This window comes from Micromonospora sp. NPDC048894, from assembly GCF_040649765.1.
Classification (GTDB): Bacteria; Actinomycetota; Actinomycetes; order Mycobacteriales; family Micromonosporaceae; genus Micromonospora; species Micromonospora antibiotica.
Genome location: NZ_JBEZFY010000005.1, coordinates 64,966 through 90,609 on the forward strand (window position 1 = coordinate 64,966; position 25,644 = coordinate 90,609).

Annotated in this window: 30 protein-coding genes; 15 read left to right on the top strand and 15 right to left on the bottom strand. The window is 73.2% G+C overall.

The features are described 5' to 3' along the window. Nucleotides 1–89 precede the first annotated feature (89 nt). Nucleotides 90–701, bottom strand: a complete 612-nt coding sequence (locus AB0C22_RS12415; protein WP_219464362.1) for a TetR/AcrR family transcriptional regulator — start codon at nucleotides 699–701, stop codon at nucleotides 90–92. A 77-nt stretch (nucleotides 702–778) separates the two neighbouring features. Here AB0C22_RS12415 and AB0C22_RS12420 point away from each other — a divergent pair, with 77 nt between their 5' ends. Then, a complete protein-coding gene (locus AB0C22_RS12420) occupies nucleotides 779–1,732 on the top strand; it encodes a 2-dehydropantoate 2-reductase N-terminal domain-containing protein (protein ID WP_357534930.1) in 954 nt (317 codons plus the stop codon). 68 nt (nucleotides 1,733–1,800) lie between these two features. Here AB0C22_RS12420 and AB0C22_RS12425 read toward each other — a convergent pair whose 3' ends face one another. Beyond that, on the bottom strand, nucleotides 1,801–2,154 hold the full coding sequence (locus tag AB0C22_RS12425) for a hypothetical protein (RefSeq protein WP_357535261.1): 354 nt from the start codon (nucleotides 2,152–2,154) through the stop codon (nucleotides 1,801–1,803). A 417-nt stretch (nucleotides 2,155–2,571) separates the two neighbouring features. On the opposite strand from AB0C22_RS12425, the gene AB0C22_RS12430 reads away from it, so the two are divergent. The 8 genes from AB0C22_RS12430 to AB0C22_RS12465 all read left to right on the top strand — a co-directional run bounded on the left by AB0C22_RS12430 (nucleotide 2,572) and on the right by AB0C22_RS12465 (nucleotide 8,656). Beyond that, nucleotides 2,572–2,796: a winged helix-turn-helix domain-containing protein gene (locus AB0C22_RS12430; protein WP_219464364.1), complete on the top strand. Its 225-nt coding sequence runs from the start codon at nucleotides 2,572–2,574 to the stop codon at nucleotides 2,794–2,796. A 60-nt stretch (nucleotides 2,797–2,856) separates the two neighbouring features. Then, entirely contained in the window at nucleotides 2,857–3,054 is a 198-nt protein-coding gene (locus AB0C22_RS12435; RefSeq protein WP_219464365.1) for a DUF397 domain-containing protein, read from the top strand. 103 nt (nucleotides 3,055–3,157) lie between these two features. After that, the gene (locus AB0C22_RS12440; RefSeq protein WP_219464366.1) at nucleotides 3,158–3,697 is read left to right on the top strand and encodes a DUF4240 domain-containing protein; all 540 of its coding nucleotides are present in this window, start codon (nucleotides 3,158–3,160) and stop codon (nucleotides 3,695–3,697) included. Between the two features lie 25 nt (nucleotides 3,698–3,722). Continuing rightward, nucleotides 3,723–4,556, top strand: coding sequence for an alpha/beta hydrolase (locus AB0C22_RS12445; RefSeq protein ID WP_308290892.1), 834 nt, complete (start codon nucleotides 3,723–3,725; stop codon nucleotides 4,554–4,556). A gap of 155 nt (nucleotides 4,557–4,711) precedes the next feature. Then, nucleotides 4,712–5,905 carry an ATP-binding protein gene (locus tag AB0C22_RS12450; RefSeq protein ID WP_357534933.1) on the top strand — a complete coding sequence of 398 codons (1,194 nt, stop codon included), beginning with the start codon at nucleotides 4,712–4,714 and terminating at the stop codon, nucleotides 5,903–5,905. Then, a complete protein-coding gene (locus AB0C22_RS12455; RefSeq protein ID WP_357534935.1) occupies nucleotides 5,895–7,172 on the top strand; it encodes a hypothetical protein in 1,278 nt (425 codons plus the stop codon). Before AB0C22_RS12450 ends, AB0C22_RS12455 begins: the two co-directional genes overlap by 11 nt. Next, nucleotides 7,142–7,858 (top strand): response regulator transcription factor, encoded by a 717-nt coding sequence (locus AB0C22_RS12460; RefSeq protein ID WP_208570427.1) that lies wholly within the window; start codon nucleotides 7,142–7,144, stop codon nucleotides 7,856–7,858. The genes AB0C22_RS12455 and AB0C22_RS12460 overlap by 31 nt, the downstream gene beginning before the upstream one ends. Nucleotides 7,859–7,933: 75 nt before the next feature. Continuing rightward, nucleotides 7,934–8,656, top strand: a complete 723-nt coding sequence (locus tag AB0C22_RS12465) for a hypothetical protein (RefSeq protein ID WP_208570426.1) — start codon at nucleotides 7,934–7,936, stop codon at nucleotides 8,654–8,656. An 894-nt stretch (nucleotides 8,657–9,550) separates the two neighbouring features. Here the strand turns inward: AB0C22_RS12465 and AB0C22_RS12470 are convergent. The 9 genes from AB0C22_RS12470 to AB0C22_RS12510 form a co-directional block, all read right to left on the bottom strand. Next, nucleotides 9,551–10,300 (bottom strand): lysophospholipid acyltransferase family protein, encoded by a 750-nt coding sequence (locus AB0C22_RS12470; RefSeq protein WP_219464374.1) that lies wholly within the window; start codon nucleotides 10,298–10,300, stop codon nucleotides 9,551–9,553. 94 nt (nucleotides 10,301–10,394) lie between these two features. Continuing rightward, entirely contained in the window at nucleotides 10,395–12,455 is a 2,061-nt protein-coding gene (locus AB0C22_RS12475; RefSeq protein WP_357534938.1) for a glycogen debranching N-terminal domain-containing protein, read from the bottom strand. Continuing rightward, a complete protein-coding gene (locus AB0C22_RS12480) occupies nucleotides 12,455–12,826 on the bottom strand; it encodes an SCP2 sterol-binding domain-containing protein (RefSeq protein WP_208568487.1) in 372 nt (123 codons plus the stop codon). Before AB0C22_RS12480 ends, AB0C22_RS12475 begins: the two co-directional genes overlap by 1 nt. A gap of 216 nt (nucleotides 12,827–13,042) precedes the next feature. Further along, complete coding sequence (locus tag AB0C22_RS12485; RefSeq protein ID WP_219464378.1) at nucleotides 13,043–13,459, bottom strand: CBS domain-containing protein; 417 nt, start codon at nucleotides 13,457–13,459, stop codon at nucleotides 13,043–13,045. A 124-nt stretch (nucleotides 13,460–13,583) separates the two neighbouring features. Further along, nucleotides 13,584–14,609: an aspartate-semialdehyde dehydrogenase gene (locus AB0C22_RS12490; RefSeq protein WP_357534941.1), complete on the bottom strand. Its 1,026-nt coding sequence runs from the start codon at nucleotides 14,607–14,609 to the stop codon at nucleotides 13,584–13,586. A gap of 317 nt (nucleotides 14,610–14,926) precedes the next feature. Next, complete coding sequence (locus tag AB0C22_RS12495) at nucleotides 14,927–16,273, bottom strand: pitrilysin family protein (RefSeq protein WP_219464380.1); 1,347 nt, start codon at nucleotides 16,271–16,273, stop codon at nucleotides 14,927–14,929. Beyond that, complete coding sequence (locus AB0C22_RS12500) at nucleotides 16,270–17,562, bottom strand: pitrilysin family protein (protein WP_219464381.1); 1,293 nt, start codon at nucleotides 17,560–17,562, stop codon at nucleotides 16,270–16,272. Before AB0C22_RS12500 ends, AB0C22_RS12495 begins: the two co-directional genes overlap by 4 nt. Nucleotides 17,563–17,875: 313 nt before the next feature. Further along, the gene (locus AB0C22_RS12505; protein ID WP_307799436.1) at nucleotides 17,876–18,145 is read right to left on the bottom strand and encodes a hypothetical protein; all 270 of its coding nucleotides are present in this window, start codon (nucleotides 18,143–18,145) and stop codon (nucleotides 17,876–17,878) included. A gap of 54 nt (nucleotides 18,146–18,199) precedes the next feature. Beyond that, nucleotides 18,200–19,354, bottom strand: a complete 1,155-nt coding sequence (locus AB0C22_RS12510; RefSeq protein ID WP_357534943.1) for an alkaline phosphatase PhoX — start codon at nucleotides 19,352–19,354, stop codon at nucleotides 18,200–18,202. A gap of 313 nt (nucleotides 19,355–19,667) precedes the next feature. On the opposite strand from AB0C22_RS12510, the gene AB0C22_RS12515 reads away from it, so the two are divergent. The 3 genes from AB0C22_RS12515 (at nucleotide 19,668) to AB0C22_RS12525 (ending at nucleotide 21,325) form a co-directional block, all read left to right on the top strand. Beyond that, nucleotides 19,668–20,771, top strand: coding sequence for a 3-deoxy-7-phosphoheptulonate synthase (locus AB0C22_RS12515; protein WP_208568481.1), 1,104 nt, complete (start codon nucleotides 19,668–19,670; stop codon nucleotides 20,769–20,771). Between the two features lie 37 nt (nucleotides 20,772–20,808). Then, nucleotides 20,809–21,051 carry a hypothetical protein gene (locus AB0C22_RS12520; protein WP_208568480.1) on the top strand — a complete coding sequence of 81 codons (243 nt, stop codon included), beginning with the start codon at nucleotides 20,809–20,811 and terminating at the stop codon, nucleotides 21,049–21,051. Nucleotides 21,052–21,115: 64 nt separating this feature from the next. After that, nucleotides 21,116–21,325, top strand: a complete 210-nt coding sequence (locus AB0C22_RS12525; protein WP_219464383.1) for a hypothetical protein — start codon at nucleotides 21,116–21,118, stop codon at nucleotides 21,323–21,325. A 66-nt stretch (nucleotides 21,326–21,391) separates the two neighbouring features. On the opposite strand, the gene AB0C22_RS12530 is transcribed toward AB0C22_RS12525, so the two are convergent. From AB0C22_RS12530 to AB0C22_RS12540, 3 genes are read right to left on the bottom strand one after another with little or no spacing between them, the layout of a single operon-like run. Then, nucleotides 21,392–21,934 (bottom strand): DUF1360 domain-containing protein, encoded by a 543-nt coding sequence (locus AB0C22_RS12530; RefSeq protein WP_219464385.1) that lies wholly within the window; start codon nucleotides 21,932–21,934, stop codon nucleotides 21,392–21,394. Nucleotides 21,935–21,988: 54 nt separating this feature from the next. Continuing rightward, nucleotides 21,989–22,306 carry a hypothetical protein gene (locus tag AB0C22_RS12535; RefSeq protein ID WP_219464387.1) on the bottom strand — a complete coding sequence of 106 codons (318 nt, stop codon included), beginning with the start codon at nucleotides 22,304–22,306 and terminating at the stop codon, nucleotides 21,989–21,991. Next, entirely contained in the window at nucleotides 22,306–22,626 is a 321-nt protein-coding gene (locus tag AB0C22_RS12540) for a DUF6158 family protein (protein WP_208568476.1), read from the bottom strand. Before AB0C22_RS12540 ends, AB0C22_RS12535 begins: the two co-directional genes overlap by 1 nt. A gap of 128 nt (nucleotides 22,627–22,754) precedes the next feature. On the opposite strand from AB0C22_RS12540, the gene AB0C22_RS12545 reads away from it, so the two are divergent. Both AB0C22_RS12545 and AB0C22_RS12550 read left to right on the top strand, forming a co-directional pair. Next, nucleotides 22,755–23,177 (top strand): hypothetical protein, encoded by a 423-nt coding sequence (locus AB0C22_RS12545; protein ID WP_219464388.1) that lies wholly within the window; start codon nucleotides 22,755–22,757, stop codon nucleotides 23,175–23,177. 24 nt (nucleotides 23,178–23,201) lie between these two features. Next, nucleotides 23,202–23,531 carry a DUF3817 domain-containing protein gene (locus AB0C22_RS12550; RefSeq protein ID WP_208568474.1) on the top strand — a complete coding sequence of 110 codons (330 nt, stop codon included), beginning with the start codon at nucleotides 23,202–23,204 and terminating at the stop codon, nucleotides 23,529–23,531. Nucleotides 23,532–23,543: 12 nt separating this feature from the next. On the opposite strand, the gene AB0C22_RS12555 is transcribed toward AB0C22_RS12550, so the two are convergent. Next, on the bottom strand, nucleotides 23,544–24,062 hold the full coding sequence (locus AB0C22_RS12555) for a DUF6232 family protein (RefSeq protein ID WP_219464389.1): 519 nt from the start codon (nucleotides 24,060–24,062) through the stop codon (nucleotides 23,544–23,546). 483 nt (nucleotides 24,063–24,545) lie between these two features. On the opposite strand from AB0C22_RS12555, the gene AB0C22_RS12560 reads away from it, so the two are divergent. Further along, nucleotides 24,546–25,529, top strand: coding sequence for a C40 family peptidase (locus AB0C22_RS12560; RefSeq protein WP_219464390.1), 984 nt, complete (start codon nucleotides 24,546–24,548; stop codon nucleotides 25,527–25,529). Nucleotides 25,530–25,644: the final 115 nt, after the last annotated feature.

Below are 25,644 nucleotides of genomic sequence, written 5' to 3' on the forward strand. Positions count from 1 at the left end.
ACGGGCAGCCACGAGCGTCCCGTACCCCGCCCCGGCCTCCTGTGCGGCCCGCGTTCCCCCGCCACCAGCGGTAGGGGCGCGGGCCGCACTCATCGCGCCGGTGGGCGCAGGCCGGCGAGGACGAGGGTGATCACCCCGTCCGCGTCGGGTCGGTAGGCGGGGTGGCCGTAGGCCGCGCAGACGCCCTGGAGGGCCATCATGATCGCGCCGGCTCCCACGTCGTCGCGGGCGGTCCCGGCCCGGACGGCGGCGGCCAGCAGGTCGGCGACGGCCCGGCCCAGAGCCTCGGCGCCCTCGGCCAGCACGCCTGAGTGGGTGGCCATCAGCGTGGAGAGGGTACGGGCGAGGCCCTCGTGGGCGTGCAGGTGCGCCACGAAACCTCGCAGGAAGGACGCCAGCGCCTCGTCGGCGGGGAGGGTGGCCTGCAACTCCCGGGCCCGGTCGCACATCGCGCCGAGTTCCTCCCGGTAGACCGCTTCGGCCAGGGCCTCCCGGGTGGGGAAGTGCCGGTAGAGCGTGCCGGTGCCGACCCCGGCCAGCTTGGCGAAGTCGTCGAAGCGCAGGTCGAAGCAGCCGTCGGCGAAGAGTGCGCGGGCCTTGGCGATCAGGGCGTCACGGTTGCGACGGGCGTCGGCACGCAGCGGCTTGGCGTCCGCGCGCGGCGGTTTGGCGTCGGCACGCAGCGGTTTGGCGTCGGTCATGTGGGGCCTCGCGTTGACAAGTGGAGACTGTCTCCATATTTTGGAAGTGGAGATGGCCTCCGATTATAGCCCTTGAGGTGCGCGTGAAGATCTTGATGTTCGGCCGGGGCGTGATCAGCGCGACCTACGGATGGGCCCTGGAACGGGCCGGGCACCACGTCGAGTTCTACGTCCGGCCGGGCCGGGCGGCGGCGTACGGGGAAGCGATCGACCTCGACCTGCTCGACGCCCGGCGGCGGCCCTGGGGTCGGCGGGTCGTCGAGAAGTGGTCGGTGCGCTACCGCGAATCGTTGGAGCCCGACCACGACTTCGACCTGATCGTGCTGAGCGTGCAGCACTACAACTTCGCGGAGGCTACGGCCTTCCTCGGGCCCCGGGTGGGCGGGGCCACGGTGCTCGTCTTCAACAACCTGTGGGTCGAGCCGTCGACCGCGACGGCACACCTCCCCGCCGACCAGCTGGCCTGGGGCTTTCCTGGAGCCGGCGGCGGTTTCGGCGACGACGGCGTGCTGCGCGCGTCCCTGCTGCCGGTGGTCTTCCTCGGCACGCTCGACCGGCCGCCGACCGACCGCGAGCGGGCCGTCCGCCAGGTGTTCCGGGGAGCAGGGTTCAGGGTCCGGGAGAATTCCGACTTCCGTGGCTGGCTGTCGGTCCACTTCGTCCAGAACGCCGGCCTGCACACGCAGAGCCTGCGGCGGGGCTCACTGTCCGGTCTGACCACCGGGGACATCAGCGAGGCGATCCTCGCCACCCGCGAGCTGCTGCCGCTCGTCGAGGCCCGGGGCGTCGATCTGCGGCGGCACCGCGGCGAGTTGCTGCCTTTCACCGCGCCTCTCTGGCTGGCGGCACCGGCCATGTCCTGGCTGATGGGGCATTTCCCGCCGATGCGCCGGGTGACGCAGGCGCACGCCAACCCCGAGGAGTTGCGCGCGGTCTGCCGCGACACCCTGGCGGAGGCACGCCGGCTGGGTGTGCGGGTGCCCCGGCTGGAGGCGGCCGAGCCCTACTTCGCCGCCACGACGACCCCCTGACACCCGTCACCCACGACTCCCTGACCGCACGTCACCTCCGACAGTGATCACGTCACCCACGACCGCGATCACGTCACCCACGACCGGTCGTCCGACGCCCCGGGGTCCGCCCGACGCGGCACCGGCGGCACCCCTGCCGGCCGAGGCCCCCGCCGCACGTTCGACGCCCTCCCCGCCGGGCTCGGGGTCCGGGGCGTCGGCGCGGGCCGCGACACCTGCAACCCCGCCGGCTGTACGAAGATCGACCGCCGGGCCACCGCGTCCCCCTTCGCGTCCAGTTGGTAGACGTCGAGCCAGCACCATCCGTCGTAGGTGATCCAGTCCAGCACCCGAATGACCCGGCAGGTGATCGGCGCGACGAACTGCACACTGGCCGCCCGGCCGACGACCACCAGGTCACCCGCCTTCGGCGGTGGGGCGATCACCGCCGTCCCCAGACGTGCCGGAACCTGCGCCACTGCCTGATCCGACCACGGGCGGCCTCCACCAACGGACAGAACCCGGTCTCGGCGCACCTCCCGCAGCGACCGCGCCGGTGCCGGTCCAGGCACTCCCACGCCGACCGGACCAGCAACGGCAGCTCACCGGCAGCAGGCCGGCCCGCCCGGCTGATCGAAACGTGGCACCACGCCCGGCAGGGTAGTTCCGCGCCGCAGTGGCACACCCTGCGCCAGCGCCGCCAACTCCAGACCGGTCGGTGTCGGCTGGCCAACGTCACTGCGGCGGTCAACAGGTAGTCGTCACGGTGGATCCGGCCCATCGCGTGACTGTCTTGCATCACTTGCTGACGTTGGTCGGCTCGTGGTCAGATGGCAGGGCCGAACCAAGGGACCGAAACCATGCCCTCTGCACCTGCCGAATACCGACGCATCGCCGACACGCTGACCACGAAGATCAAGAGCGGCGAGCTCACACCGGGAACGAAGCTGCCCAGCACCAGCGAGCTTGCCGAACAGTTCGACGTCAGTGTGGCCACCGCATACCGCGCCGTCTCGCTCCTGCACGACCGTGACCTGGTCGTGGGCCAACCCGGGCGTGGGGTCTACGTGACAGGAAGCAAGTAGGCCCCAGCTATGCGAGCGCGTACCCCTACTGTCGCCGGGGACGATCATCGAGGAGCGAGCATGACTGACCTGGCCGGGGCCGTCTGGCGCAAGAGCACCCGCAGCGGCGGGAGCGGCGGCGACTGCGTCGAGGTGGCCGACAACCTGCCCGGCCTGATCGGCGTACGGGACAGCAAGGACCAGTCCGGCCCGGCGTTACGGTTCACCCCGGCCGCCTGGTCCACCTTCGTCCGCGCGGTACCTCGCGGACCACGCTGAACGCTCGCGGGGCCGCCCGCCCGGGTGGGCGGCCCCGACGTCCGCAGCACCTGCACGCGGGGATGCCCGGAGAACGTCGGTGCGGCCCGCTACGGTGCTGCTCATGAGCGACACGGAAACCGCGAACCGGCTGCCCACGGCCGAGGAGGAGGCCCGGTTCTGGGGCCTGGTGGAGGCCGCCTGGGAGCGGCTCGGCCCCGAGCCGGCCGCGCTGCGCCGGGCGCTGCTCACCCGCGACCGGGCCGCCGACGACGACAGCGTGTACGCGATCGACGGCTGGCTGGACGCCTTCCTCGACCAGCTGGGCCAGCTCTGCGCCGACCTGTCCGGTCCCGAGCTGACCGCCCTCGACCGGGTCGTCGAACGCAAGCTGTACGACATCGACCGGGCCGACGTGCACGCGGTGATCGACGGTTCCGACGACGGCTTCCTCTATGGCCGGGGCCACGTGGTGGCGCTCGGGCGGGAGTTCTACGAGGCGGTCCGGGCCGACCCGACCTGGGCGTTGCCCGACGGCTACCTCCAGGGCATGGGCTACTTCTTCGCCCGCCTGCACCAGCAGCGCTTCGGCGGGTCGCCCCAAACCGGCTCCGGCATTTCCCGGGAGTCCTGCATGAACCCGACCGGCTGGGCCGACCGGTGAGCCGCCCACCCGTCGAGGAGTCGTCGTGCTGACCGAGCGTGACGTGCCGCTGCCCGACGGCGGCACCCTGCACGTCTACGACACCGGCGACGACGGCACCGGCCGGCTGCCGGTCGTCTGGCACCACGGCACCCCCAACATCGGCGCACCGCCGGCACCGCTGTTCGCCGCCGCCGACCGGCTCGGCCTGCGCTGGGTGTCCTACGACCGGCCCGGTTACGGCGGTTCGACCCGACGCCCCGGGCGGGACGTGGCCTCGGCCGCCGGTGACGTCGCCCGGGTCGCCGACGTGCTGGGCCTGCCCCGGTTCGCCACGGTGGGTCACTCCGGCGGGGCACCGCACGCGCTGGCCAGCGGCGCGTTGCACCCCGACCGGGTGGTCGCCGTCGTCGCCGTCGCCGGCCTCGCCCCCTATGGTGCGGCCGGGCTCGACTGGTTCGCCGGGATGACGCCGTCCGGGCAGGAGTCACTGCGGGCCGCCACCCAGGGCCGGGCGGTCAAGGAGCGGCACGCGGCGTCCGACACCGACTACGACCCGGAGTTCACCCCGGCCGACCTGGACACCCTGGCCGGGCCGTGGGCCTGGCTCGAAGAGGTGGTGGGTCCGGCGGTGCGGGGCGGCCCGGACGGCCTGGTCGACGACGACCTCGCCTACGTCACCCCGTGGGGTTTCGACCCGGCCCGGGTGACCGTCCCGGTGCTGCTGCTGCACGGCGGGCGCGACCGGGTGGTGCCGGCCAGCCACAGCCGCTGGTTGGCCGGGGTCTGCCCGGCGGCCGAGCTGCGGATCACCGACGACGACGGGCACCTGTCGGTGCTGGGTGGTGCGCCGGCCGCCCTGGAGTGGCTCCGCCGCTGATCGGCACCGGATGCCGACCGGCATGTTCACCGAACGCAACGCGACACGCCGCACACCAAAGGTGAACAGTTAGAGCTGCTCATGTTATTCTCCGGCGTCGATGCACCGCCGAGCAGACCCGGACGGGTCACCGCCCGAAGGACGCACTCCCTCCGATGTCGGCCCTGCCCGCTCCGACCTCGTCACCGTCGTTGCTGGACCGGCCGGCCGGTGGCGCGCTCCAGCTCATCTTCACCACCCTGCCGGCGCTGCTGCGGCTGACCTGCGGGCTGTTCGGTGCGGTGACCGCGCTGGCGGTGCGTACCCCACCGGTGCGGGTGCCGCTGCTGCTGGCCGCCGTGGCCGCACTCACCGGCTGGTCGCTGTGGTATTCGGCGCGCGCCCTGCGGGTCGGCATCGGCCCGGGGCTCGTCGCCGGGGACGTCACGTTCACCGTCGCGGCAAGCCTGCTGGCCCCGCTGCTGGTCGCCCCGGAGGTGCTGCCCGGCGAGGGTAGCTGGCTCGCCGTGCTGGCCAGCACCACCGTGATCAACGCGCAGGCCACCGCGCCGGCCCGCTGGTCGGTGCCGGCCGGCCTGCTGGTCACCGCCGGATACGCGGCCGGCACCTCGGCCGCCGGCAACACCGTCGAGGCCGGCGCGCACGCGGCGACCCTGCTCATGCAGACGGCCTGCACGGCGATGATGGCGGCGGTGATGCGCCGCTGGATCGGCCGCGCCGACACCGCTTTCGCCGACTTCCAGCGCCTGCGCCGGCACGTGGTGCTGGCCCGCACGGCCCGCGAGGTCGAACGGCGGCAGAACCGGGACCTGCACGACACCGTCCTGGCCACGCTCACCATGGTCGGATTGGGTGCCCTACCGGCCGGCTCGGCGGCGTTACGCGACCGTGCCGCCGCCGACCTGCGTACCCTGGTCGGCCTCGCGCACGCCCGGGCCGGCCCGGTGGGCGATCCGACCGACGCCGGCCCGGTCGACGCCGACGCCGGCCTGCGCGCGCTGCTCGCCACCCACCCGCAGTTGCGGGTGACCGCCACGCTGCCGCCCTGCGCGGCACCCGCCGGGGTGACCGCCGCCCTCGTCGACGCCACCGCCGCCGCGCTGGCCAACGTGGCCCGGCACGCGCCGGACGCCACCGTAACCGTGCGGCTGGGCCGCAGCCACGGCGGCATCGTGGTCGAGGTGGTCGACGACGGTCCCGGTTTCGACCCGGCCACCATCCCCCTGCACCGGTACGGGGTACGCGAGTCGATCCGGGGCCGGATGGCCGAGGTCGGTGGCCGGGCGGTGGTGACTTCCGCCCCTGGCATGGGCACCCGGATCACGCTGGAGTGGCCGCATGTCGACTGACCTCAACGCGACCGGTCTCGGCGCGACTGGACTCGGCACGACCGAACTCGGCACGACTGACCTCGGCACGACCGAACTCGGCACGACTGACCTCGGCACGACCGCCTCGGCCCGCGTACCCCGGCCGGAGCAGAGGGCGACGGACCCGGCGGCGGCCGACGGCCCGGCGGTCGACGTGGCCCGTGCCTCGGACCGGGGGGCCCGGATCGCGGCGGTCGCCATCGCCCTGGTGTGGCACGTCGCGATCGGGCTACCGGCGGTGCTCGGCGCCTGGCCCACGCTGGCCGCCCCCACGGTGGTGGCGGCGGGTTGGCTGGCCGCCTGCGCCATCGGCGGGTACGCCGCGCACCGGCTGCTGCACGGCCTGCTGCCACCGGCGCTGCCACTGGCGGCGGCCCTGCTGGTGGTCGACGCGGCGGTCTTCGCGGCGGCCGGCCGCGAGCAGCTCTTCGCCGCCGCAAACTGGGCGTGGACGGGGCTGGCCTGGTTCTTCGTGGTGGTGCTGTGGGGCCGGCGGATCCGCTGGATGATCGTCCTGCTGGCCGGGCACGCGGTGATCGCGCTCACCGCGCTGGTCGGTGACGGGGCGACCGCCCCCGCCGACCTGACCCGCTACGCGATGTACGTCTACGGCACCTCGTCGCTGCCGGTGGCGGTCTTCACCGGGGCCGCGGTGATCGCCACCCTCGCCCGGGAACGCGCCGACACCGCCACGGCGACCTTCGCCGTCCGCGCCGAACGGGACGCCGCCGAACGGGCCTGGGCAGACCGGCGGGCCCGGCTGGCGCTGGTCGGCGGGGCCGCCGAACAGGTGCTGGCGGAGTTGGCCGACGGCCGCGCCGACCCGACCGATCCGCTCGTGCAACGCCGGTGCGTGCTCGCCGCGACCCGGCTGCGTCGGCTGATCGCCGAGTCCGACGACGTGCCGGACCCGCTGCTGCACGAGCTGCGGGCCGCCGCCGACCTGGCCGAACGCAACGGGCTGCCGATCGAGTTGATCGCCATCGGCACGCCGCCACCCCTGCCGGTCGAGATCCGCCGACGGCTGGCCGACCCGCTGGCCGCCGCGCTCGCCGACGCCACCGGCTGGGCCCGGCTGACGGTGGTGGCCAACCCACAGGAGGTGGTGATCAGCCTGGTGACGCCGGACGTGGACGGTCCAGCGGCCGTCGATGCGCCAGCCGACCCGGTGGGCAAGCAGGTGGAACACGTACTCGAACGGGACGGGGAGATCAGGTGGACGCAGACCCGATGGCGTCGGCCATGAGCGGGGAAGCCCCGATCGGGGTGTCGATCGTCGACGACCATCCGGTGGTGATCGACGGGGTCCGGGCCTGGCTGACCACCGAGCCCCGACTGCGGGTGCTCGCCACCGGCGACGACCCGGACCTGGTGCTGCGGGCCGCGCCGGAGGCCGACGTGATCCTGCTGGATCTGCGACTGCACGGGCGGATGATGCTCGACAAGCTGGCCGAGCTGAGCGCCGCCGGCCGACGGGTGGTGGTCTACTCCGAGCACACCGACCCGGCGACCATGCTCGCCGTGCTCGACGCCGGGGCGACCGCGTTCCTGGCCAAGCACGAGGGGCGGGAACACTGCGTGGCGACGGTGCTGGCCGCCGCCAGCGACCGCCCGTACGTGCCGCCGGCGCTGGCCGGGGCGATGGTGGGCGATCCGCGCCCGGACCGACCGGCCCTGTCGGACAAGGAACGGGAAGCGCTGCTGCTGTGGTTCCAGTCGATGTCGAAGGCGTCGGTGGCCCGCCGGATGCAGATCAGCGAGCACACCGTCAAACAATATGTGGACCGGGCACGGATCAAGTACACCCGGGCGGGCCGACCAGCCGCCACGAAGGCCGCGTTACTGGCCCGGGCGATCGAGGACGGCCTCGTCCGGCCGGAGGAGATCGGCATCTACCGGTCACAGGCGTCGTACGACCGGCCGACCCCCTAACGGGTGTCATGACAGCACACCAGGGGTCGACAAGGCTGAACGCCCGAAGACCACTGCGCGGGGGAGGTCGTGACCATGCGCGAGGACAAGTCCCCGTTCTTCATCGCGCCACACCGGTTCGACGCACCGGAGGACGACGCCGCCCCGGTGCTCGACCGCCGTTACGAGCTGGTCCCGGAACCCGGCGAACGGGTGCTCGGCCGCTATCCGACGTCGGTGGCCGGCTGCCTGGTCAGCCCGACCGGGGCCCGGGGGCACTGGGTGCTCCCCGCCCCCGCCTCGGTCACCGTCACCGACCGCCGGCTCGCCTACGTCTGCCTCGCCGGTGACCTGGCCCTGGTCGCCGGGAAGATCGACTCGACGGGTGTCCGGCACCGGCGCAACGTCCGGCTGCCCCGCCTGGTCAGCGGACAGATCCGCTGGCAGTGGCCGTCCCGGCTGGAGCTGCGGACGACCGGCCCCACCCAGGACGCCACTGCGGAGGCGGAACTGCTGGTGGTCTGCGACGCGCTGCGTACGATCCAGCAGCCGGCCCTGGCGCTGGGCGGCACGGTCGGCACGGTGACCGAACTGGCCCGGCTGATCCGCCGGACGGTGGCCTGCTTCCGGGTCACCCGACCCGAGCTGGTGGAGTTGGCGCCCCCGGAGCGGGACGTGCTGATCCGGCGGGCCACCGCCGCACCCGTGACCGGCGAGGGGCGGGTGACCCTGCCCGGATCACTGCCGGTGGAGTTCCTGTCCCGCGAGGACTACTACCGCGTCCCGGAACGGGCCGGCAAGGACGCGGTCGGCAGCTGACCCCACCCTGACCTGGGCCTGCTGTGGGCCTGGTCTGGGCCTGCTGTGGGCCTGGTCTGGGCCTGCTGTGGGTTCGGGCTGGGCCTGCTGTGGGCCCGGGCTGGGCCTGCTGTGGGCCCGGGCTGGGCCTGCTGTGGGCCCGGGCTGGGCCTGCTGTGGGCCCGGGCTGGGCCTGGGCTGGGCTGGACCGGGCCTGGATCTGGCCCATCTGCCTGGCCGGGACGGCCGGTAGGTGTACCTCTCAGCGTCCTTTCGACCTGATGACGTTGACGAATCGCCGACGATGCCCGTCCCCCGGGTACCGGACCGGCGGGCGGCGGTTGCGTCGCAAAGCTCTCAGTGGTGGGGCGTGTATCGGCTTCCCCCACAGATGTCGAGCCACCGCGTCGACCAACCTGGCCGGGTCGGAACCCGCCAGCCGCGTCGACCAACCCGGCCAGGTCGGCCCAGCGAGCCAGGTTGTCCGGCCCGGCCAGGCCGGGACCAGCGAACCGGGTAGTCCGGCCCGGCAAGGTCCGCCCAGCGACCCGGGTTGTCCGGACCGACCAGGCCGGGACCAGTCGGCCGGGTCGGCCGGGTCGGTCGGGTCGGTCGGGTCGGTCGGGTCGGTCGGTCATGACTGAATCGCTGACGTCATCAGCTCGAAAGGACGCGAACACCACCCTCTCCCCCCGACCCGCCGACCTCCGTCCGCCCGGAATGTCCGCACCGCCCCCAGCACCGCCCGCACCGCGCCCGCGCCCGCGCCTGCGGCAGCGGCAGCGGCAGCGGCAGCGCACGAGGCCCACCCGAACGCCGGCCGGAAGGACGGCCAGGACAGCCGTCAGGGAAGGGTCGAGGGGCAGGACGACCGGCCGAGCGGCGGGGAGACCGGGCAGGGAAGGCGACCGGCAGTCAGGAGGCGGTCGAGCGGCGGGGGCGGCGGTCCAGTTCGGCGGCCTCCTGCGGGTTGGGCGCGGTCCCGCCCAAGTGGGCCGGCTGCCACCAGGTGTCGTCCGGGCCGGACGGCTTGTCCGGGTACTCCTGCTGGGCCCGGTCGACCAACGCGGACAGCCGGGTCTTCAGCTCCGCCGTCATCGTGTTGGCGTCCGGGTACGCACCCGGGTCCATCGGCTCACCGAGCAGGATGGTGATCGGGGTGTGCCGCCGGGTCAGGGTCTTCGGCCGCCCCTTGGTCCACAGCCGCTGGGTGCCCCACAGCGCCACCGGCACCAGCGGCACCTCCGCCGCCTGCGCCATCCGGGCCGCCCCGCTCTTGAGCTCCTTGACGGTGAACGAGCGGCTGATCGTGCCCTCCGGGAAGAGACCGACCGCCTCGCCGCGACGCAGCGCGTCCACCGCCGTGTTGTACGAGCCGACGCCCGCCGACCGGTTGACCGGAATGTGCTTCATGCCGCGCATCAGCGGGCCGGAGACCTTGTGCGCGAAGACCTCGTGCTTGGCCATGAACCGCACCAACCGCCGGGAGGCGTGCGCCCCGTACCCGCAGAAGATGAAGTCGAGGTAACTGACGTGGTTGCTGGCCAGCACCACCCCACCGGTCCGGGGGACGTGGTGGTTCCCGTCGACGGTCAGGCGCAGGTCGAGGACCCGGAACAGCGTCTTGGCGGCGGTGATCACGGGCGGGTACACGAGTTCCGGCATCCGGTGACTTTACCCCGCGAGGGTTGCGCGACCGTCGGACGGAGCCGCCGCAGCGGGACCCCCGGCCGACCCCGGCCGACGGGCGCAACCCCGGTCAGTCGGCCAGCCTGTCCAGGTCGAGGCGGCCCCGTGCGAAGGCGTCCACCCGCCCCCAGCGACCCGGGATGTCCAACACCTCGATGCGGCCCATCCCGACCGGCAGCACCGGCTCCACCGCCAGGTGCCCCTCGTGCGGCTCCAACCCGAGCATGGTGCGCAGCAGCAGCAGCGGCGCCCCCGTCGACCAGGCCTGCGGGCTGCACGCCGTCGGGTACTCGACCGGGAACTTGGTCTGCTCCCGGGGGTAGCCGCCGAACGCCTCGGGCAGCCGCCCGTCGAAGTAGGTGGCCGCGTCGAGGATGCCGCTGGCGATGGTGGCGGCCTCCTCGGCGAAGCCGTACCGGCGCAGGCCCCAGGCGATGAAGGAGTTGTCGAACGGCCAGATCGTGCCGTTGTGGTAGCCGATCGGGTTGTACCGCACCTCCCCCTCGGCGAGGGTCCGCACCCCCCACCCGGTGAACAGCCGGGGCCCGACCATGTGCTCGGCGATCTTCTCGGCCCGGTCGTGGTCGACGATCCCGCTCCACAGCAGGTGCCCGATGTTGGAGCTGAGCACGTCGCACTGTCGGCCGTCCGGGTCCAGGGCCAGCGCGTAGTACTCCCCGTCGGCCACCCACCAGTCCCGGTTGAAGCGTTCCTTCAGCGCCGCCGCCTCCTGCTCCAGCCGGTCGGCGAACGCCGGGTCACCCCAGAACTCCCGGGCCATCCGGGCCGCCCGCACCTTCGCGTCGTACGCGTAGCCCTGCACCTCGCAGGTGGCCCGGGGGAACGGCGGCAGGCTGCCGTCGGCGTACGAGATGGAGTCCCAGGAGTCCTTCCAGCACTGGTTCTCCAGGCCGGTCTCGGTGTTGCGTCGCTCGTACCAGATGTAGCCGTTGCCGGCCAGGTCGGCGTAGTCGTCGATCCACCTCAACGCGGCCCGGCACTCCCGTTCCAGCTCCCGGACCAGCGCGGCGTCCCCGCTCCACCGCTCGTACTCGTCGAGCAGCACCACGAACAGCGGGGTGGCGTCCACCGAGCCGTAGTAGGGCGAGTGCGGTTGTTCCTCGAACGCGGCCGTCTCGCCGTAGCGCATCTCGTGCAGGATGCGGCCCGGGTCCTCGTCGCGGAAGTCGTCGAACCGGCTGCCCTGTAGCGACGCCAGGATGCGCAGCGTGGTCTTGGACAGTTCCGGGGCGAACGGCAGCACCTGTAGGCAGGTCAGGATGCTGTCCCGCCCGAACATGGTCATGAACCAGGGCAGGCCGGCGGCGGGCAGGGTCTGGCCGCCCAGCGACAGCGGCGCGAACCGCAGCGCCGCCAGGTCGACCAGGCTGCGCCGGTAGATGGCGGCCAACTTGTCGTGCTCGCTGTTGACCTTGGGTGCCTTGGCGATCCACTCCTCCAGGTCGTGCTGGAGGGCGAGCCGCTCGTGGCCGTGCGCCGTCACCCCCAGCCGCAGGTCCCGGCCCCCGGGGCCGAGCGCGAAGGTCTGCACGTCGATCTCGGCGTTCCACTGCTCGTTGGGCTCCAGGTGCACCGAGTACACGAAACCGTTGCGGTCGTATCGGGCCGGCCGGGACGACGAGATGACCGTCTCCCGCACGAAGTTGCCCCGCCGGTAGCCCAATCGCAGCCGGTCGGACTCGGCCTCGGCGTACAACTCGCCCTTCTTGTTGAGGATCTCGTCCTTGACCTGGAAGAGATCCGCGAAGTCGGCCCCGGCGTCCATCCGGACCTCCAGGTCGACCGCCTTCTCGTCGTGGTTGAGGATGGTCAACTGTTCGCGGAAGCTACCGCCGACCGCGCGTTCCCGGATGATCGACAGCTTGGCGTCGACGTAGTGGGTGGCCATCCCGGGCACCAGGAAGAACCGCGCCTCGTAGTACTGGAGGTCGTCGTAGGACAGCGCGTTGAGCCGTTCCCCGTTGACCGTCAGCACCCAGCGGGACAGGAACCGCATGTCCAGGGAGAACAGGCCGGTCGGCTCGCTCGGCGTCGCCTCGATGTCACCGGTCTCCTCCGAGACGACGAACGTGTTGCCGTCCAGGATCCGGATCGTGTTGCTCTGTCCCATCACCGCACCTCCCGCTGGTGGCGGCCGCGGGGCCCCCGGGCGTCCGGGGAGCCGGGGAAGATCCGCTCGATCTGGACCACCAGCCGGGCGTCACCGGTCACCGTCATGTCGCCGCGCAGCACCGCCGCCAGTCCGTTCTCCCGGCCGGCGGCCATCTCCTCGAACAGCGCCGGAGTGGTGCCGACGACGGTGTCCGCCTCCCGGTCCTCCTGGCTGACCGTCAGGTCTCCCCGGTCCACCCGGAGCAGCCAGTGGGTGGTCTGCGCCCCCTCGTGCAGATCGAAGCGCAGCGTCCCGACCGCCTTGTTCAGCAGCGGCTCGTGCTCCCGCCGGTCCAGGCTCTCGAAGAACCTCGTGGTCGCGTCCACCATCGGGCCCTCTCCCCCGTCGTCCATGCGCCTGCCAGTACCCGCACCGGGTGCCCGCCGGGCCCGCCGCCAACCTCGCCCGGATCGGGTGAGGACCCGCCCGCCCGGCGGCCGGCCCGGCCCCACCCGGCGGAGGGCGGCCAGCGGCACCCGCAGACAGCGACGACGCCGGGCCCCCGGAGGTTCCCGGGGGCCCGGCGTCGTGGCCGTGGCGGCAGGTCAGTTGTTGGGGTCGTCGGCGCTGATGTCCGCGAGCACCGACTGGGGTTCCCGCTCCACCGCGAGATCACCCATCGACACCAGGCCCACCAGCCGACCGTCGTCCACCACCGGCAGCCGGCGTACGGCGTAGGTGCGCATCAGGTCGGCGGCGGCGACCGCGTCGTCGTACTGGCTGACCGTGATCACGTCCCGGCTGGTGATCTCGCTGAGCCGGGCCCGGTTCGGGTCCAGATCCTGGGCCACCCCCCGGACCGTAATGTCCCGGTCCGTCACGATCCCCACCACATCGTCACCCTTAGTCACCACCACGTCACCGATGGCGCTGTCCCGCATCTCCTGCGCGGCGGCGGCGAGGGTGTCGTTGCCGTCCATCGTCACCAACCGGGTCGTCATGAACTCTCCGACCGTTGTCATGGTGCTCCCCTCTCGGTGTCGGCACGGCGGTCTACCCGCCGGCCCCGAGCAGGTAACACCCCGCTCAGCGCAGCCCGGCAGCCGTCAGTCCAGCCCGGCGACCATCAGCGCGGCCCGGCGACCGTCAACGCAGCTCGGCGGCGACCAGCTCGGCGAGCTGCACCGCGTTCAACGCGGCACCCTTGCGCAGGTTGTCGTTGGCGCAGAACAGCGCGAGGCCGTGCTCGACGGTCTCGTCGGCGCGCAGCCGGCCGACGAAGGTCGGGTCCTGGCCGGCCGCCTGCAACGGCGTCGGGATGTCCGACAGGGTCACCCCGGGCGCACCGTCGAGCAGCTCCCGGGCCCGCTGCGGGGTGATCGGCCGGGCGAACCGGGCGTTGATCTGCAACGAGTGGCCGGTGAACACGGGCACCCGGACGCAGGTGCCGGAGACCTTCAGCTCGGGGATCTCCAGGATCTTGCGGCTCTCGTTGCGCAGCTTCTGCTCCTCGTCGGTCTCGAACGAGCCGTCGTCGACGATCGAACCGGCCAGCGGGAGCACGTTGAAGGCGATCGGCCGGGCGAAGGAGCGCGGCGCGGGGAACTCCACGGCAGACCCGTCGTGGGCCAGTGCGGTGGCCCCCTCGACGACCTTGCGGACCTGCTCGTCCAGCTCGGCGACCCCGGCCAGGCCGGCCCCGGAGACCGCCTGGTAGGTGGCGACGACCAGGCTGATCAGCCCGGCCTCGTCGTGCAGCGGGCGCAGCACCGGCATCGCGGCCATCGTGGTGCAGTTCGGGTTGGCGACGATGCCCTTCGGCCGGTCGGCGAGCGCGTGCGGGTTGACCTCGGCGACGACCAGCGGCACCTGCGGGTCGGTGCGGAACGCCGACGAGTTGTCGATCACCACCGCGCCGGTCGCGGCGACCCGGGGGGCCAACTCCTTCGCGGTGCCCTTGCCGGCGGAGAAGAGCACGATGTCCAACCCGGAGTAGTCGGCGGTCGCCGCGTCCTCCACCGCGACCTCGCCGTCCCGCCAGGGCAGAGTGCGCCCGGCCGACCGGGCCGAGGCGAACAACCGCACCTGCTCCGCCGGGAACTCGCGTTCCGCCAGCACCTGCCGCATGACCCCACCGACCTGGCCGGTGGCTCCCACAATGCCGATCCTCATGCCCGCGAGGCTACCCAGCCGCAGGCCCACGGCGGGAAACGTTTCCCACCGCCCGGATCGCCGCCCGCCTGTCGGGCCGCCGCCCCGGCCGGCCACCGGACCGCAAACCACCCGACGGTACGCCCCGAACTCCCGCAGGATCGGCCGCGACCGGGCCGTCCGGCCGCAGCATTCGCGCCGCCGGCCGGGCCCGGCCGGCCCGGGGCGACGCGACCGGAATCACACCGCCCCGGGCACCACCCGGTCCTCACCCCCGTGGCCACGCACCCGCCGGACGCCATCCCACCGGCATGGCCGCTCACCCCGCCGGACGCCGGTCAACCGGCGTGGTCGGTCACCTCGCCGAGGCCGGAGGCGACCAGTTCGTCGCGGATCAGTGCCGCGTCGCCCTCGATGACCAGGGTCAACGCCTCCGGGTGCAGGTGGGTGGCGGCAGCCGCGGAGACCTGCGCCACGTCGGCGGCGAGCAACGCCTCCCGCAACCGGGCGTGGTAGTCGTCGGGCAGGTCGTGCACGACCAGGGTGGTCAACGCCGAGGCGATCGCCCGCGGGCTCTGCAACTCGACCGAGAGCTGGCCCGCCCGCCAGGACCGGGCCACCGCCAGCTCGTCCTCGGTCACCCCACCCACCCGGGTACGGGTGATCTCGCCGACCGCCTCGACCAGGGCCGGCGCGGTCACCGCCGTCTGCACCCCGGAGCTGACCGCGAACCGGCCGAACCGGCGGGACGAGGCGAAGTCGCCCCGGATGCCGTACGTGTAGCCGCGTACCTCGCGGATCAGGTGGTTGAGCCGGGAGGTGAACGCCCCACCCAGCACGGTGCCGGCGAGCGTCATCGGCACGTGGTCGGGGTGGGCGCGGTGCGGCGCCGGGTGCCCCAGCCGCAGCGTGGACTGCACCGACCCGGGCCGGTCCACCAGGATGATCCGCCGGCCGGTGGGCAACGGCACCTCGATCGGGCCGCCCCGCTCGACGGGACCGCCGCCGGTGCCGGCGAAGGCCGCCGCGCCCAACGCGTCCAGGTCGAGCCGGTCCAGGTCACCGGCGACGACCAGGGTGCCGGGGCGCAGGAACCACTCGGAGTGGAAGACGGTGACGTCCTCCACGTCCAGTCCGGCCACCGAGTCGGGGTCGCCGTACAGCGGACGGCCCCACCGGTGCTGCGCACCGAACAGGTCGGCGCGCAACACCGCGTCGGCGCGCGGGCCGGGGTTGGCCCAGTCCATCCGCAACGCGGTCGCCTCGTCGTCGCGGACCCGACGCACGTCGTCCGGGTCGAGCCGGGGCGTCCGCACCGCCTCGGCGAGCAACTCCACGGCCGCGCCGAGCCGGTCCACCGGCACCTGCACGCTGACCTGGAAGGTGTCCCAGTCCAGGCCGGTGGCCAGTTCGGTGCCGAGGCCCTCGACGGCCAGCGCGAAACCGGTGGCGTCCCGGTGCGCGGTGCCCTCCTCCAACGCCTTGGCCAGCACCGCGCCGAGCCCCTCCTTGCCCACCGGTTCCCGGCCGGCGCCCGCGTCGAGCAGCAGCAGCGCCACGGCGAGATTCTGGCCGGGCAGGTGCGCGGCGACCACCCGGCCACCGGCGACGTCCCGCCGGACCACCGTCGGGAACCGGTACGGGCGGGCGGTGCCCGGGCCCGGCCGGGTGGTGATCAGCGTCATGAGGTCTCCTCCGGCAGGTAGGTCAGGGTCACCCGGTCGGTGGGGGTGAACAGGTCGGCGGCCAGCTCGGCGATCTGCCCGGCGGTCACCGACAGCCAGCCGGGCAGCCGGTCGGCGGTCTTCGCCGGGTCGCCGAACTGGGTGGCGTACCGGCCGAGGGCGTCGGCCCGGCCGTCCACCGTGGCCATCTGCCGCCACCACGCGGTGCTGAGCAGCGCCTTGGCCCGGTCCAGCTCGGTGGCGGTGACCGGCACGGTGGCGAGTTCGTCGACCACCTCGGCGACCCCTGCGGCGAGCCGTTGCGCGCTCACCCCGGGGCGGGCGGTGGCGGTGGCGATCACCGGTGCCGGGGCGTGCGCCAGATCCACCCCGTACGCGCCGACCAGGTCCGGTTGGGCGAGCCGTTCGCCGTCGGCGAGCCGCTGGTAGAGCCGGCTGCCCCGGCCGCTGCCGAGCACGGTGGCGGCCACCGTGGCCACGTCGTAGCCGGGGCTGCCGAACGGGTGGGTGCGGTGCGCGACGTACACCCGGGCGGCCGGTACCTCGGCGGTGACCGTCTCGACGGCGGGCCGACCGGTGCGGGCGACGGTGTGGCCGTCCGGCGCGGCGGGGATGTCCCCACGGGCCGGGATCGCCCCGAAGTACCGCTGCGCCAGCGCGAACACCTCGGCGGCGGTGGCGTCGCCGACCACGGTGAGCACGGCGTTGTCCGGCGCGTAGTAGGTCTGGTGGAACGCCTGGAAGGTGGCCAGGTCGGCGGCGTTCAGATCGGCCATCGACCCGATCGTCGCGTGGTGGTAAGGGTGCCCCGGCGGATAGAGCAGCGGGAGCAGCCGCAGCCACGCGTCGCCGTACGGGACGTTCTCGTAGCGCTGTCGACGCTCGTTCTTGACCACGTCCCGCTGGTTGTCCAGGGTATGCTGGGTCAGCGCGGGGACCAGCCCGCCCATCCGGTCGGCCTCCAGCCACAGGGCCAGTTCCAGGTGCTCGGCCGGGACGGTCTCGAAGTAGTTCGTGCGGTCCGGGTTGGTGGTGGCGTTGAGTGAGCCACCGGAACCCTGGATCAGTTTCATGTGTTCGGTCTTGGCGACGTTGACCGAGCCCTCGAACATCAGGTGCTCGAAGAGGTGGGCGAAGCCGGTCTGGCCCGCCGGCTCGTGGCGGGAGCCCACGTCGTACCAGAGGTTGACCGCGACCGCCGGGGCGGTGCGGTCCTCGCTCACCACCACGCGCAGGCCGTTGTCCAGTCGGGTCGTCTCGATGGGCCAGGGGTAACCGCTGTCGGGCATGACCCGACGCTATCCGATCTCCAGGTCGCGATGGCGACGTGTCGTCACCCGGCCACGCCGCGCCGCCACCCCACTCCTGACCACCTCTTGCCCTGACCATCTCTTGCCCGACCGCCCTCGCCCCCGCCGCCCCGCACCCCGGCCATCCCGCTCCTGACCGCCCGGCCGCCCCTCGCCCCGGCCATCCCGCTTCCGATCAGGACGGGACTGGAACGGGCCAGCGCGATACGGAATGGATCAGGACGGGACTGGACTGGTGAGCCGTGGACAGGAACAGGGCAGCGGCCGGGGCGGGGCGGGTCAGTCGGACGGGTCAGTCGGGGGGTTCGATCGGGGGGACGGTCTCTTCGGAGGTGCGGTGTTCCAGCACCGTGTCGGGGGCGGCCCCCTGGTCGGCCTCGCGGAGATCCGACTCGGCGAGGATCGCCTCGGCCTGGGCCTGCGGGTCGTCGCTGCCGACCGCCGCCTCCTCGGGCAGCAGGTGGGCCCGGGACTCCACCCGTTCCTGGTCGCTCTGCTCGTGGGTCATCATGTCGATGTCGATACCCCATCGACGCCCCCGCCACGCCACAAACTCCCCCACCCGCAACGAACCTTCACACATGCCACCCGGGAGGCGGGGCGGGGGTGGGTGTGGTCAGGAACGGAACGGGCCGCGCACCTCGTAGGTGATGCCACCGGCGGAGATGCCGGCCGTGCCGCGCTGGGAGGAGAAGTAGAGCCGGCTGCCGTCGGGGGAGAACGCCGGCCCGGTGATCTCCGAGGAGGACTGCCCGGTGATCCGCAGGAACGGCGTCACCACCCCGCTCGGGGTGATCAGGTTGATCTCCATGTTGCCGCCGTCCTCGGCGACGTAGAGGTCACCGGAGCGGGTGCCGGTGATGTTGTCCACCCCGGTCAGCGGGGCGGCGCCGGTCACCAGCGAGTCGTCGTACGCGAGGTCGATGCGCTGGCCGACCGCGTCGTACGCCCAGACCCGGTTGTCGCCCTTGGTGGTGAACCAGCAGGTGCCGTCGGCGTACCAGCAGCCCTCGCCGCCGGTGAACCGCTTCGCCCCGGCGACCTGGTTGCGGGTGGCCGTCGGCGAGCCGTCCGGGTCGGGCACCCGGGCCCAGCTCACCGGGCCGCTGGTGGCGGTGCCGGCGACCAGCACCTCCAGGGTGCCGGCGGAGAGGTCACCCCAGACGGTGGGGCGGAACCGGTAGAAGCAGCCGTCGGTCTCGTCCTCGGTCAGGTAGATCACCTGGCGGACCGGGTCGGCCGCCGCCGCCTCGTGTTTGAACCGGCCCAGCGCGGGGCGCTGCACCGCGGCGGTGCCGCCCTGCGGGTAGGTCTCGTAGACGAAGCCCCGGCTGATCTCCTCGCAGGACAGCCAGGTGCCCCACGGGGTCGCGCCACCGGCGCAGTTCTGGTTGGTGCCGGACAGGATGCGGTACGCGGAGGTGACCGTGCCGTCGGCGGCGAACCGCACCGCCGACGCGCCGCCGCTGGGGGTGACCTCCGAGTTGGAGACGTAGATCCAGCCGGTGCCGGCGGCGAAGCAGGCGCCGCCGTCGGGCGCGGGATGCCAGGCGTACGAGGTGCCCGGCACCGTCTGCCGGGAGCGGGCGATCACCCGGCTGGTGAAGCCGGCGGGGAGTTGGAGGCCGTTGCCGTCGGCGCTGCCGAGCGGCCCGTAGGGGCCGGTGCCGGGCTGGGCCGGTGCGGCGGACGCGGCGCCGGACCAGAGGCTGCCGGCGAAGGCGGCGGCCCCACCGGCGACGGTGGCGCGCAGGACGGTACGACGGTCCATCGGAACCTCCGGGGGATGCGAGCGGTGCCGCCGAAGTTACCGACGGTGGCAGTGCCGGAGGTGAACGTCAGACGAGGGTTGGCCGACGGGCGGATGAGTCCTTGCCTCCGCCTCGGGTACGCTTGCGGGCGTGACGCGTACGTATCGATGGTTTAGGCAGCCGGCTGCGGAGCCGGTGACCTCACCATGAGCTGACGTCACCGCGTTTCGAGCCGGCCGGGCAGGAGCCTTGAGCTTCCTGCCCTTCTGTTTACGAGCAGCCGGCTCGACCCGGGCACCGGCCCCGGGCACGGTCGGCGGAAGGACTCCCACCGTGACGACCCCGGACAACGGGCCCACCCCGGACAACGGCGCGGTCATCGACCAGCGGATCGACCGTGTCGTGCCGCTGACCACCCCCGCCCTGCTCCTGCACGAGCTGCCCCTGGACCCGCCGCTGGCCTCGGCCGTGCTGGCCGGTCGGCGTGACGTCGGCCGGGTGCTGGACCGCGCCGACGACCGGCTGCTGGTGGTGGTCGGCCCATGCTCGGTGCACGACCCGGCGGCGGCACTGGAGTACGCGCACCTGCTGCGCGAGGCTGCCGACCGGCACGCCGACGACCTGCTGGTGGTGATGCGGGTCTACTTCGAGAAGCCGCGTTCCACGGTGGGTTGGAAGGGCCTGATCAACGATCCGGCGCTTGACGGTTCCGGCGACGTGAACACCGGCCTGCGTACCGCGCGGGCGCTGCTGCGCGACGTGGTCCGGTTGGGGCTGCCGGTGGGCTGCGAGTTCCTCGACCCGATCACCCCGCAGTACATCGCCGACACGGTGGCCTGGGGCGCGATCGGGGCCCGGACGGTGGAGAGCCAGGTGCACCGGCAGCTCGCCTCCGGCCTGTCCATGCCGATCGGTATGAAGAACCGCCCCGACGGCAGCATCGGCACCGCCGTGGACGCGATCCGGGCCGCCGGGGTGCCGCACGTCTTCCCCGGCATCGACGTCTCCGGCACCCCGGCGATCATGCACACCCGGGGCAACGCCGACGGGCACCTGGTGCTGCGCGGCGGCGGGGGCCGACCCAACTACGACGCCGAGTCGGTGGCCGGGGCGTTGGACCTGCTGCGGGCGGCCGGGCTGCCGGAGCGGCTGGTGGTCGACGCCAGCCACGCCAACAGCGGCAAGGACCACCGCAACCAGCCGAGGGTGGCCGCCGACGTGGCCGCCCAGCTCGCCGCCGGTCAGCGCGGCATCGTCGGCATCATGTTGGAGAGTTTCCTGCTGGAGGGCCGCCAGGACCTGGACCCGACCCGGGAGCTGACCTACGGCCGGTCGGTCACCGACGCCTGCATCGACTGGGACACCACCGCGGAGGTGCTGGAGCACCTCGGGGCCGCCGTCCGGGCCCGCCGGGCCACCCTGCCCACCCCGGCCTGACGGGTTTGACCGTTTCGGCCCCGGGTAGCAGGGCGGGGTGACCGACGACGCGCCCATGACCGGCGACCTGCCCGGGACCGACCAGCCGGACCTCCGGCAGCTCGACGAGCTGCTGGACGAGATCTACCACGGCCAGGAACGGCTCAGCCAGGCCGACATCTACCGCTCGGCGGTCAGCGCGGACCTGCCGGCGGAGCTGCTCACCCGGGTCGCCGCCCTCCCCGAGGGGGAGTACGCGGTGGACGAGGTGGCCGACCTGCTGGGTGGGTCGGCAGGCTGACCGGCCGTCACCGGGGTGAGCCGGATGCCGGGGTCACGCCGCCGGCTGCCGAGAGGAGATCGAGATGTCCGACCATGAGGAACACCACGAGCGGGTGCCGGCCCTCGGCCAGCCCCCCGAAGGACTGGACACCCTGCCCGAGCCGGATTTCGCCAACGAGCACGACCGGACCGCCGTCGACCGGGACGTGATCACCGGCGCGGACGCCGACGAGCGGGAACCGGAGGCGTCGCGCGGTTGGGCGGGCGAGGACCACGGCACCACCCCCACCTGAGCGGGCGGCGACGGATGACGGGAAGGGGCCGGCGGACACGATCCGCCGGCCCCTTCCGCGTACGGGTCACCCCTCGTCGTGCCGGCCGCCCTCGGCGGCCTGCTGTGCCACCGCGTACCCCATCTGGAGGAAGTCGGACGCGGCGACGGCGGTCAGCGCGGTCGCCACCAGCCGGGTCAGCCGGGGGGCCAGCACCAGGCCGCCGGTGAGCCCGGTGGCCACCCACACGGCCAGGCAGAACGGGCAGCTGAGCAGCTCACCGATCGCGTGCCGGGTGGAGCTGCCCTGGTCGCGGACCTGCTCCATCACCTCGCCGCTGCCGATCGGGCGGTCGTAGCGGGTGAACGGGGCCCGTAGCGGGCTGGTCACCGCGTCCTTGGACAGCAGCCGGCTCAGCTTGTGGGTGGCGACGGCCAGCAGCACCACGTCGCCCGGGGCGGGCCGTTCGGGCACCGGCCGGCCGGTCACCTTCACCAGTGCCGCGATGGACGCGGTCACCCCGGCGTAGGTGCCCATCGCGGCCAGGTAGCCGCCCAGCGGCCGGTGCTCGTGCGGCGCGTACGCCTGGCGCAGTCGCGCCACCTTCTGCTTCAGACCACCGTCGGTCACCGGGGCTCCTCGCTCGTCGTTCGCATCAGTGGGCGGTTCGTGGCATCCGTCGGATCAACCCGCAGTGAGGTTCTCGGCGACCTCGCGTTCGAGGTTGGCCAGGGACTCGTCGGCCAGCCCGGCGGCCGACCCGGCGGGCAGTTCCAGCCGCACCCGGGCACCGCCGGAGTCGCCCGGGGTGACCTCCAGTTCGGCCGCCCCGTCCGGGCCGTCCCAGCGGGCCCGCAACTCGTGGTCGTACCGACTGGTCGGGGCCGCGCCGTCGGCCCGCAGCGGCGCGGGCAACCAGGCGTCGATCCGGTCGGGGTCGGTGGCGGTGCTGAACACCACCTCGGGCGGCGCGGACATGCCGCGCTCGGCGGGGGTGGCCATCACGCCCCCCGCAGCCGGTGCGGGTCCACCTCGCGGCCGGGGTGCCGGGCCAGGTACTCGGTCTCCAGTTCGGCGGTGCGCCGCAGGTGGTTGGCGAGCGCCGAGTCGGCGGCGTGCCGGAGCGTGTCGAGCCGGGTGCGGTGCAGGCTCTGCAGTTCGCGGATCAGGTCGTCGTCGCCGAGTTCGGCCGGGTCCACCCCGATCAGTTCGCCGTCGGTTTCGGAGAGCACGGTGGTCGGGTGGTGGACGTGGTCGCCGTCCCACTCGGGCATGCGCTGCTCCGGGCTGCCGTCGCCGGACCGGTGCGCTGATGCGGTCATGTCGCCCCCTCGGGTTCGACTGGGCTGGTGTCTAGACGGTTGCCCAGACCAGGTGTCACCAAACCCGTCGGCGCGCTGGCTACGACGCCGCGTCGGAGACGGCGTGCCGTCCCGGTACCCTCGACGGCATGAAGCGGCTCTGGACACCGGCGTGGATCCTCCGCCACGTGGCCCTGGTCGTCCTGGTGACGGGCTTCCTGGCGCTGGGCTGGTGGCAGATCAGCCGGGCCGCTTCCGGCAACACGCTGAGCTGGGCGTACGCGGTGGAGTGGCCGATCTTCGCCGGCTTCGTGGTCTTCGTCTGGTGGCGTGAGGTCCGGCACACGCTGCGTGGTCCGCGCGCCGGGTCGCCGTCGACCACCGCGCCGGACCCCAGCGGGGCGGCCTCCCCCGGACCGGCCACCCCGACGGTACGCCGCCCGGTGCGGGTCACCCGGGTGCCGGCCGCCCCGGCCGACGGTGCGGACGACGCCGACCTGGCCGCGTACAACCGCTATCTGACCTGGTTGAACGACAATCCGGGCGCGAGGCCCGGCGACTATCCCGGCTGAGGCCGGTCGGAAGGACGGACGACGGTGGGCGGAGCCCTTACCCGGTACCGCGTGATCGCCTGGATCGTGGGCGTGGCGCTGGCCGTGCTGGTGCTGATCGGCATGCCACTGAAGTACGCGTTCGACGAGCCGATCGTGGTGGCGGTCGTCGGCACCGCACACGGCTGGCTCTATCTGCTCTACCTGGCCGCCACCTTCGATCTGGGGCGTCGGGTGGACTGGCCGTTGAAGCGGATGCTGCTGGTGATGCTCGCCGGCACGGTGCCGTTCGTGTCGTTCGTGGCGGAGCGGAAGGTGACCCGCGAGCTGGCGGCCACCGCGCACCCCCGTACGCCGGAGCCCGCGGCTCTCTGACGGCGGCCGGTGTCAGCGGGTCGGTCGCCAGTGGCGGGTGGTGGGTGACGGGTCGTCGGCGTCGGGGTAGCGGTGTTGTTCGCGGGCCTGGTGCAGGGCGTCGACCACCTGGTCGAACTGCTCCCGGTCGTCGCTGCTGAACAGCAGCAGCTCGGTGCCGTGGCAGTGGCCGTGCAGTTCGTGGGCCGGTGGCCGCCAGCGGTCTCCGAGCAGCACCAGCAGCACGGGCAGCAGGCACACCACGCCCAGCCCCAGGTACGCCCCGGCGGTGAGCCGCTCCAGCCCTCCGGTGAAACCGAGCAGCACACCGGCCGTGCCCGCGCCGACGGCGGCGAGCGTGACGATCCGGGCGGCGAGCCGGTCGTGCGGCCCCCGTCCGGTCCGTAGGTGGGTGAGGTCGGCGACGGCGTAGCTGCTCCGGCCGGCGGTGAACCGTTCGGTGGTCACCACGATCCCGGGCCGGGCGTACAACAGGGTGGTCGGTCGGGACCAGCGTGGCGGCGGTCGGGTGCTGGTGCGGTCTGCCTGCACGGCGTCCTCCCAGGGGGCCGGCGGGGCCGGTGGACCCCACCGCGACGCCATCTGCGCACGGCGGGATTCCCGGCCGGGGCTCCATTCTGTTGCCGGCACGCCCGGCCCGCGCTCCGATTTCCGACAGTTCCGACGAGCGCCACCTACCCGACCGCCGGCATCTGACCACCAATTCGGTTTTATCCGGCTTTACCGTCTCGATCCACGCCGGCATCCGTCTGGAACGACGAATGGGACCTTCCTCGCCAACCACTCAGAAGTCGATGCCCGGTCGTCCGCCGGGCACCACCGGCGCCACCTGCCACAACGACCCGCCGCAGCGCTCCGCCAACATTCGCCGCGGCTTTGTCTGCGCGTCACTCCCGCCACAGGTTAGGTTGATCGGGCCGGCACGGTAAACGGCCGTCCATCCGGACGGGCCCGGCCGGTGTCACCGGGGGCTCAGCATCCTCCGGTGACCGGTGGGAGAGGAGTCTTCCGCTCTTGTCGTCCTTACGGATGCTGCTGCGAACCCTGGCGGTCGCCGGCCTGTCGGCCGCGCTGATCGCCCCGTCGGCGCCGGTCCGGGCCGAACCGTCGGTCGCCGACCTCACCGCCCGGATCGAGAGGTCCTCGGCGGAGCTGGAACGGATCGTCGAGTCGTACAACAAGCTCAACGAGGAGATCAAGACGAACCAGGCCACCGCAGCCGGTCTGCACGCGCGGATCGGCCCGCTGGAGGCCCAGGCCGCGCAGAGCCGCGCCGCCGTGGGGCAGATCGCCGCCACCGCCTACAAGACCGGTGGGCTGCGCACCGCCGAGGCGATCCTCGACCCGGCCGGAGGCTCGCTGGTCGACCGGCTCGGCACCCTCGACCAGCTCACCCGGCACCGCCAACAGCAGATCGACGGATACACCGCCGACCAGCGGGCGCTGCTCGACCAGAAGGCCCGCCTCGACAGCACCCTGGCCCGGCAGGCCGCCCAGTCCCGGGCGGTCGCCAAGACCAAGAAGCGCATCGAGCAGGACCTGGCGGAGCTCTACGAGATGCGCCGGGCGGCGTACGGTCGGGCGACCGAGGCACCGGTGAAGAAGCCGAAGAGTTCCGCCTCCGCCGACACCCCCGACGCACCGGCCGTCTCCGGCAGCGCCGGAGCCGCCGTCCGGTACGCCTACGGCGCGATCGGCAAGCCGTACGTCTGGGGGGCCGAAGGACCCAACGGGTACGACTGCTCCGGCCTGACCCTGGCCGCGTGGCGGTCCGCCGGCAAGCGGCTGCCGCACAACGCGGCGATGCAGTGGAACGCGACCTCCCGGGTCAGCCGTGGCGAGCTACGCCCCGGCGACCTGGTCTTCTATTCGGGGTTGGGGCACGTGGCCCTCTACGTCGGCGGCGGTCAGGTGATCGACGCGCCGAGCGCGGGCCGCAACGTGCTCAAACGCAAGATGAACATGATGAGCATCGCCGGCTACGGTCGGGTCCGCTGACCGTTACGGCAACGGCGAACGGCCGGCGTCCCCCTATCGGACGCCGGCCGTTCGCCGTCATTACTACCAGCTCATACCGTTGACGGGCCGCTCGGTTCGGGGTCGGGTGGTACGC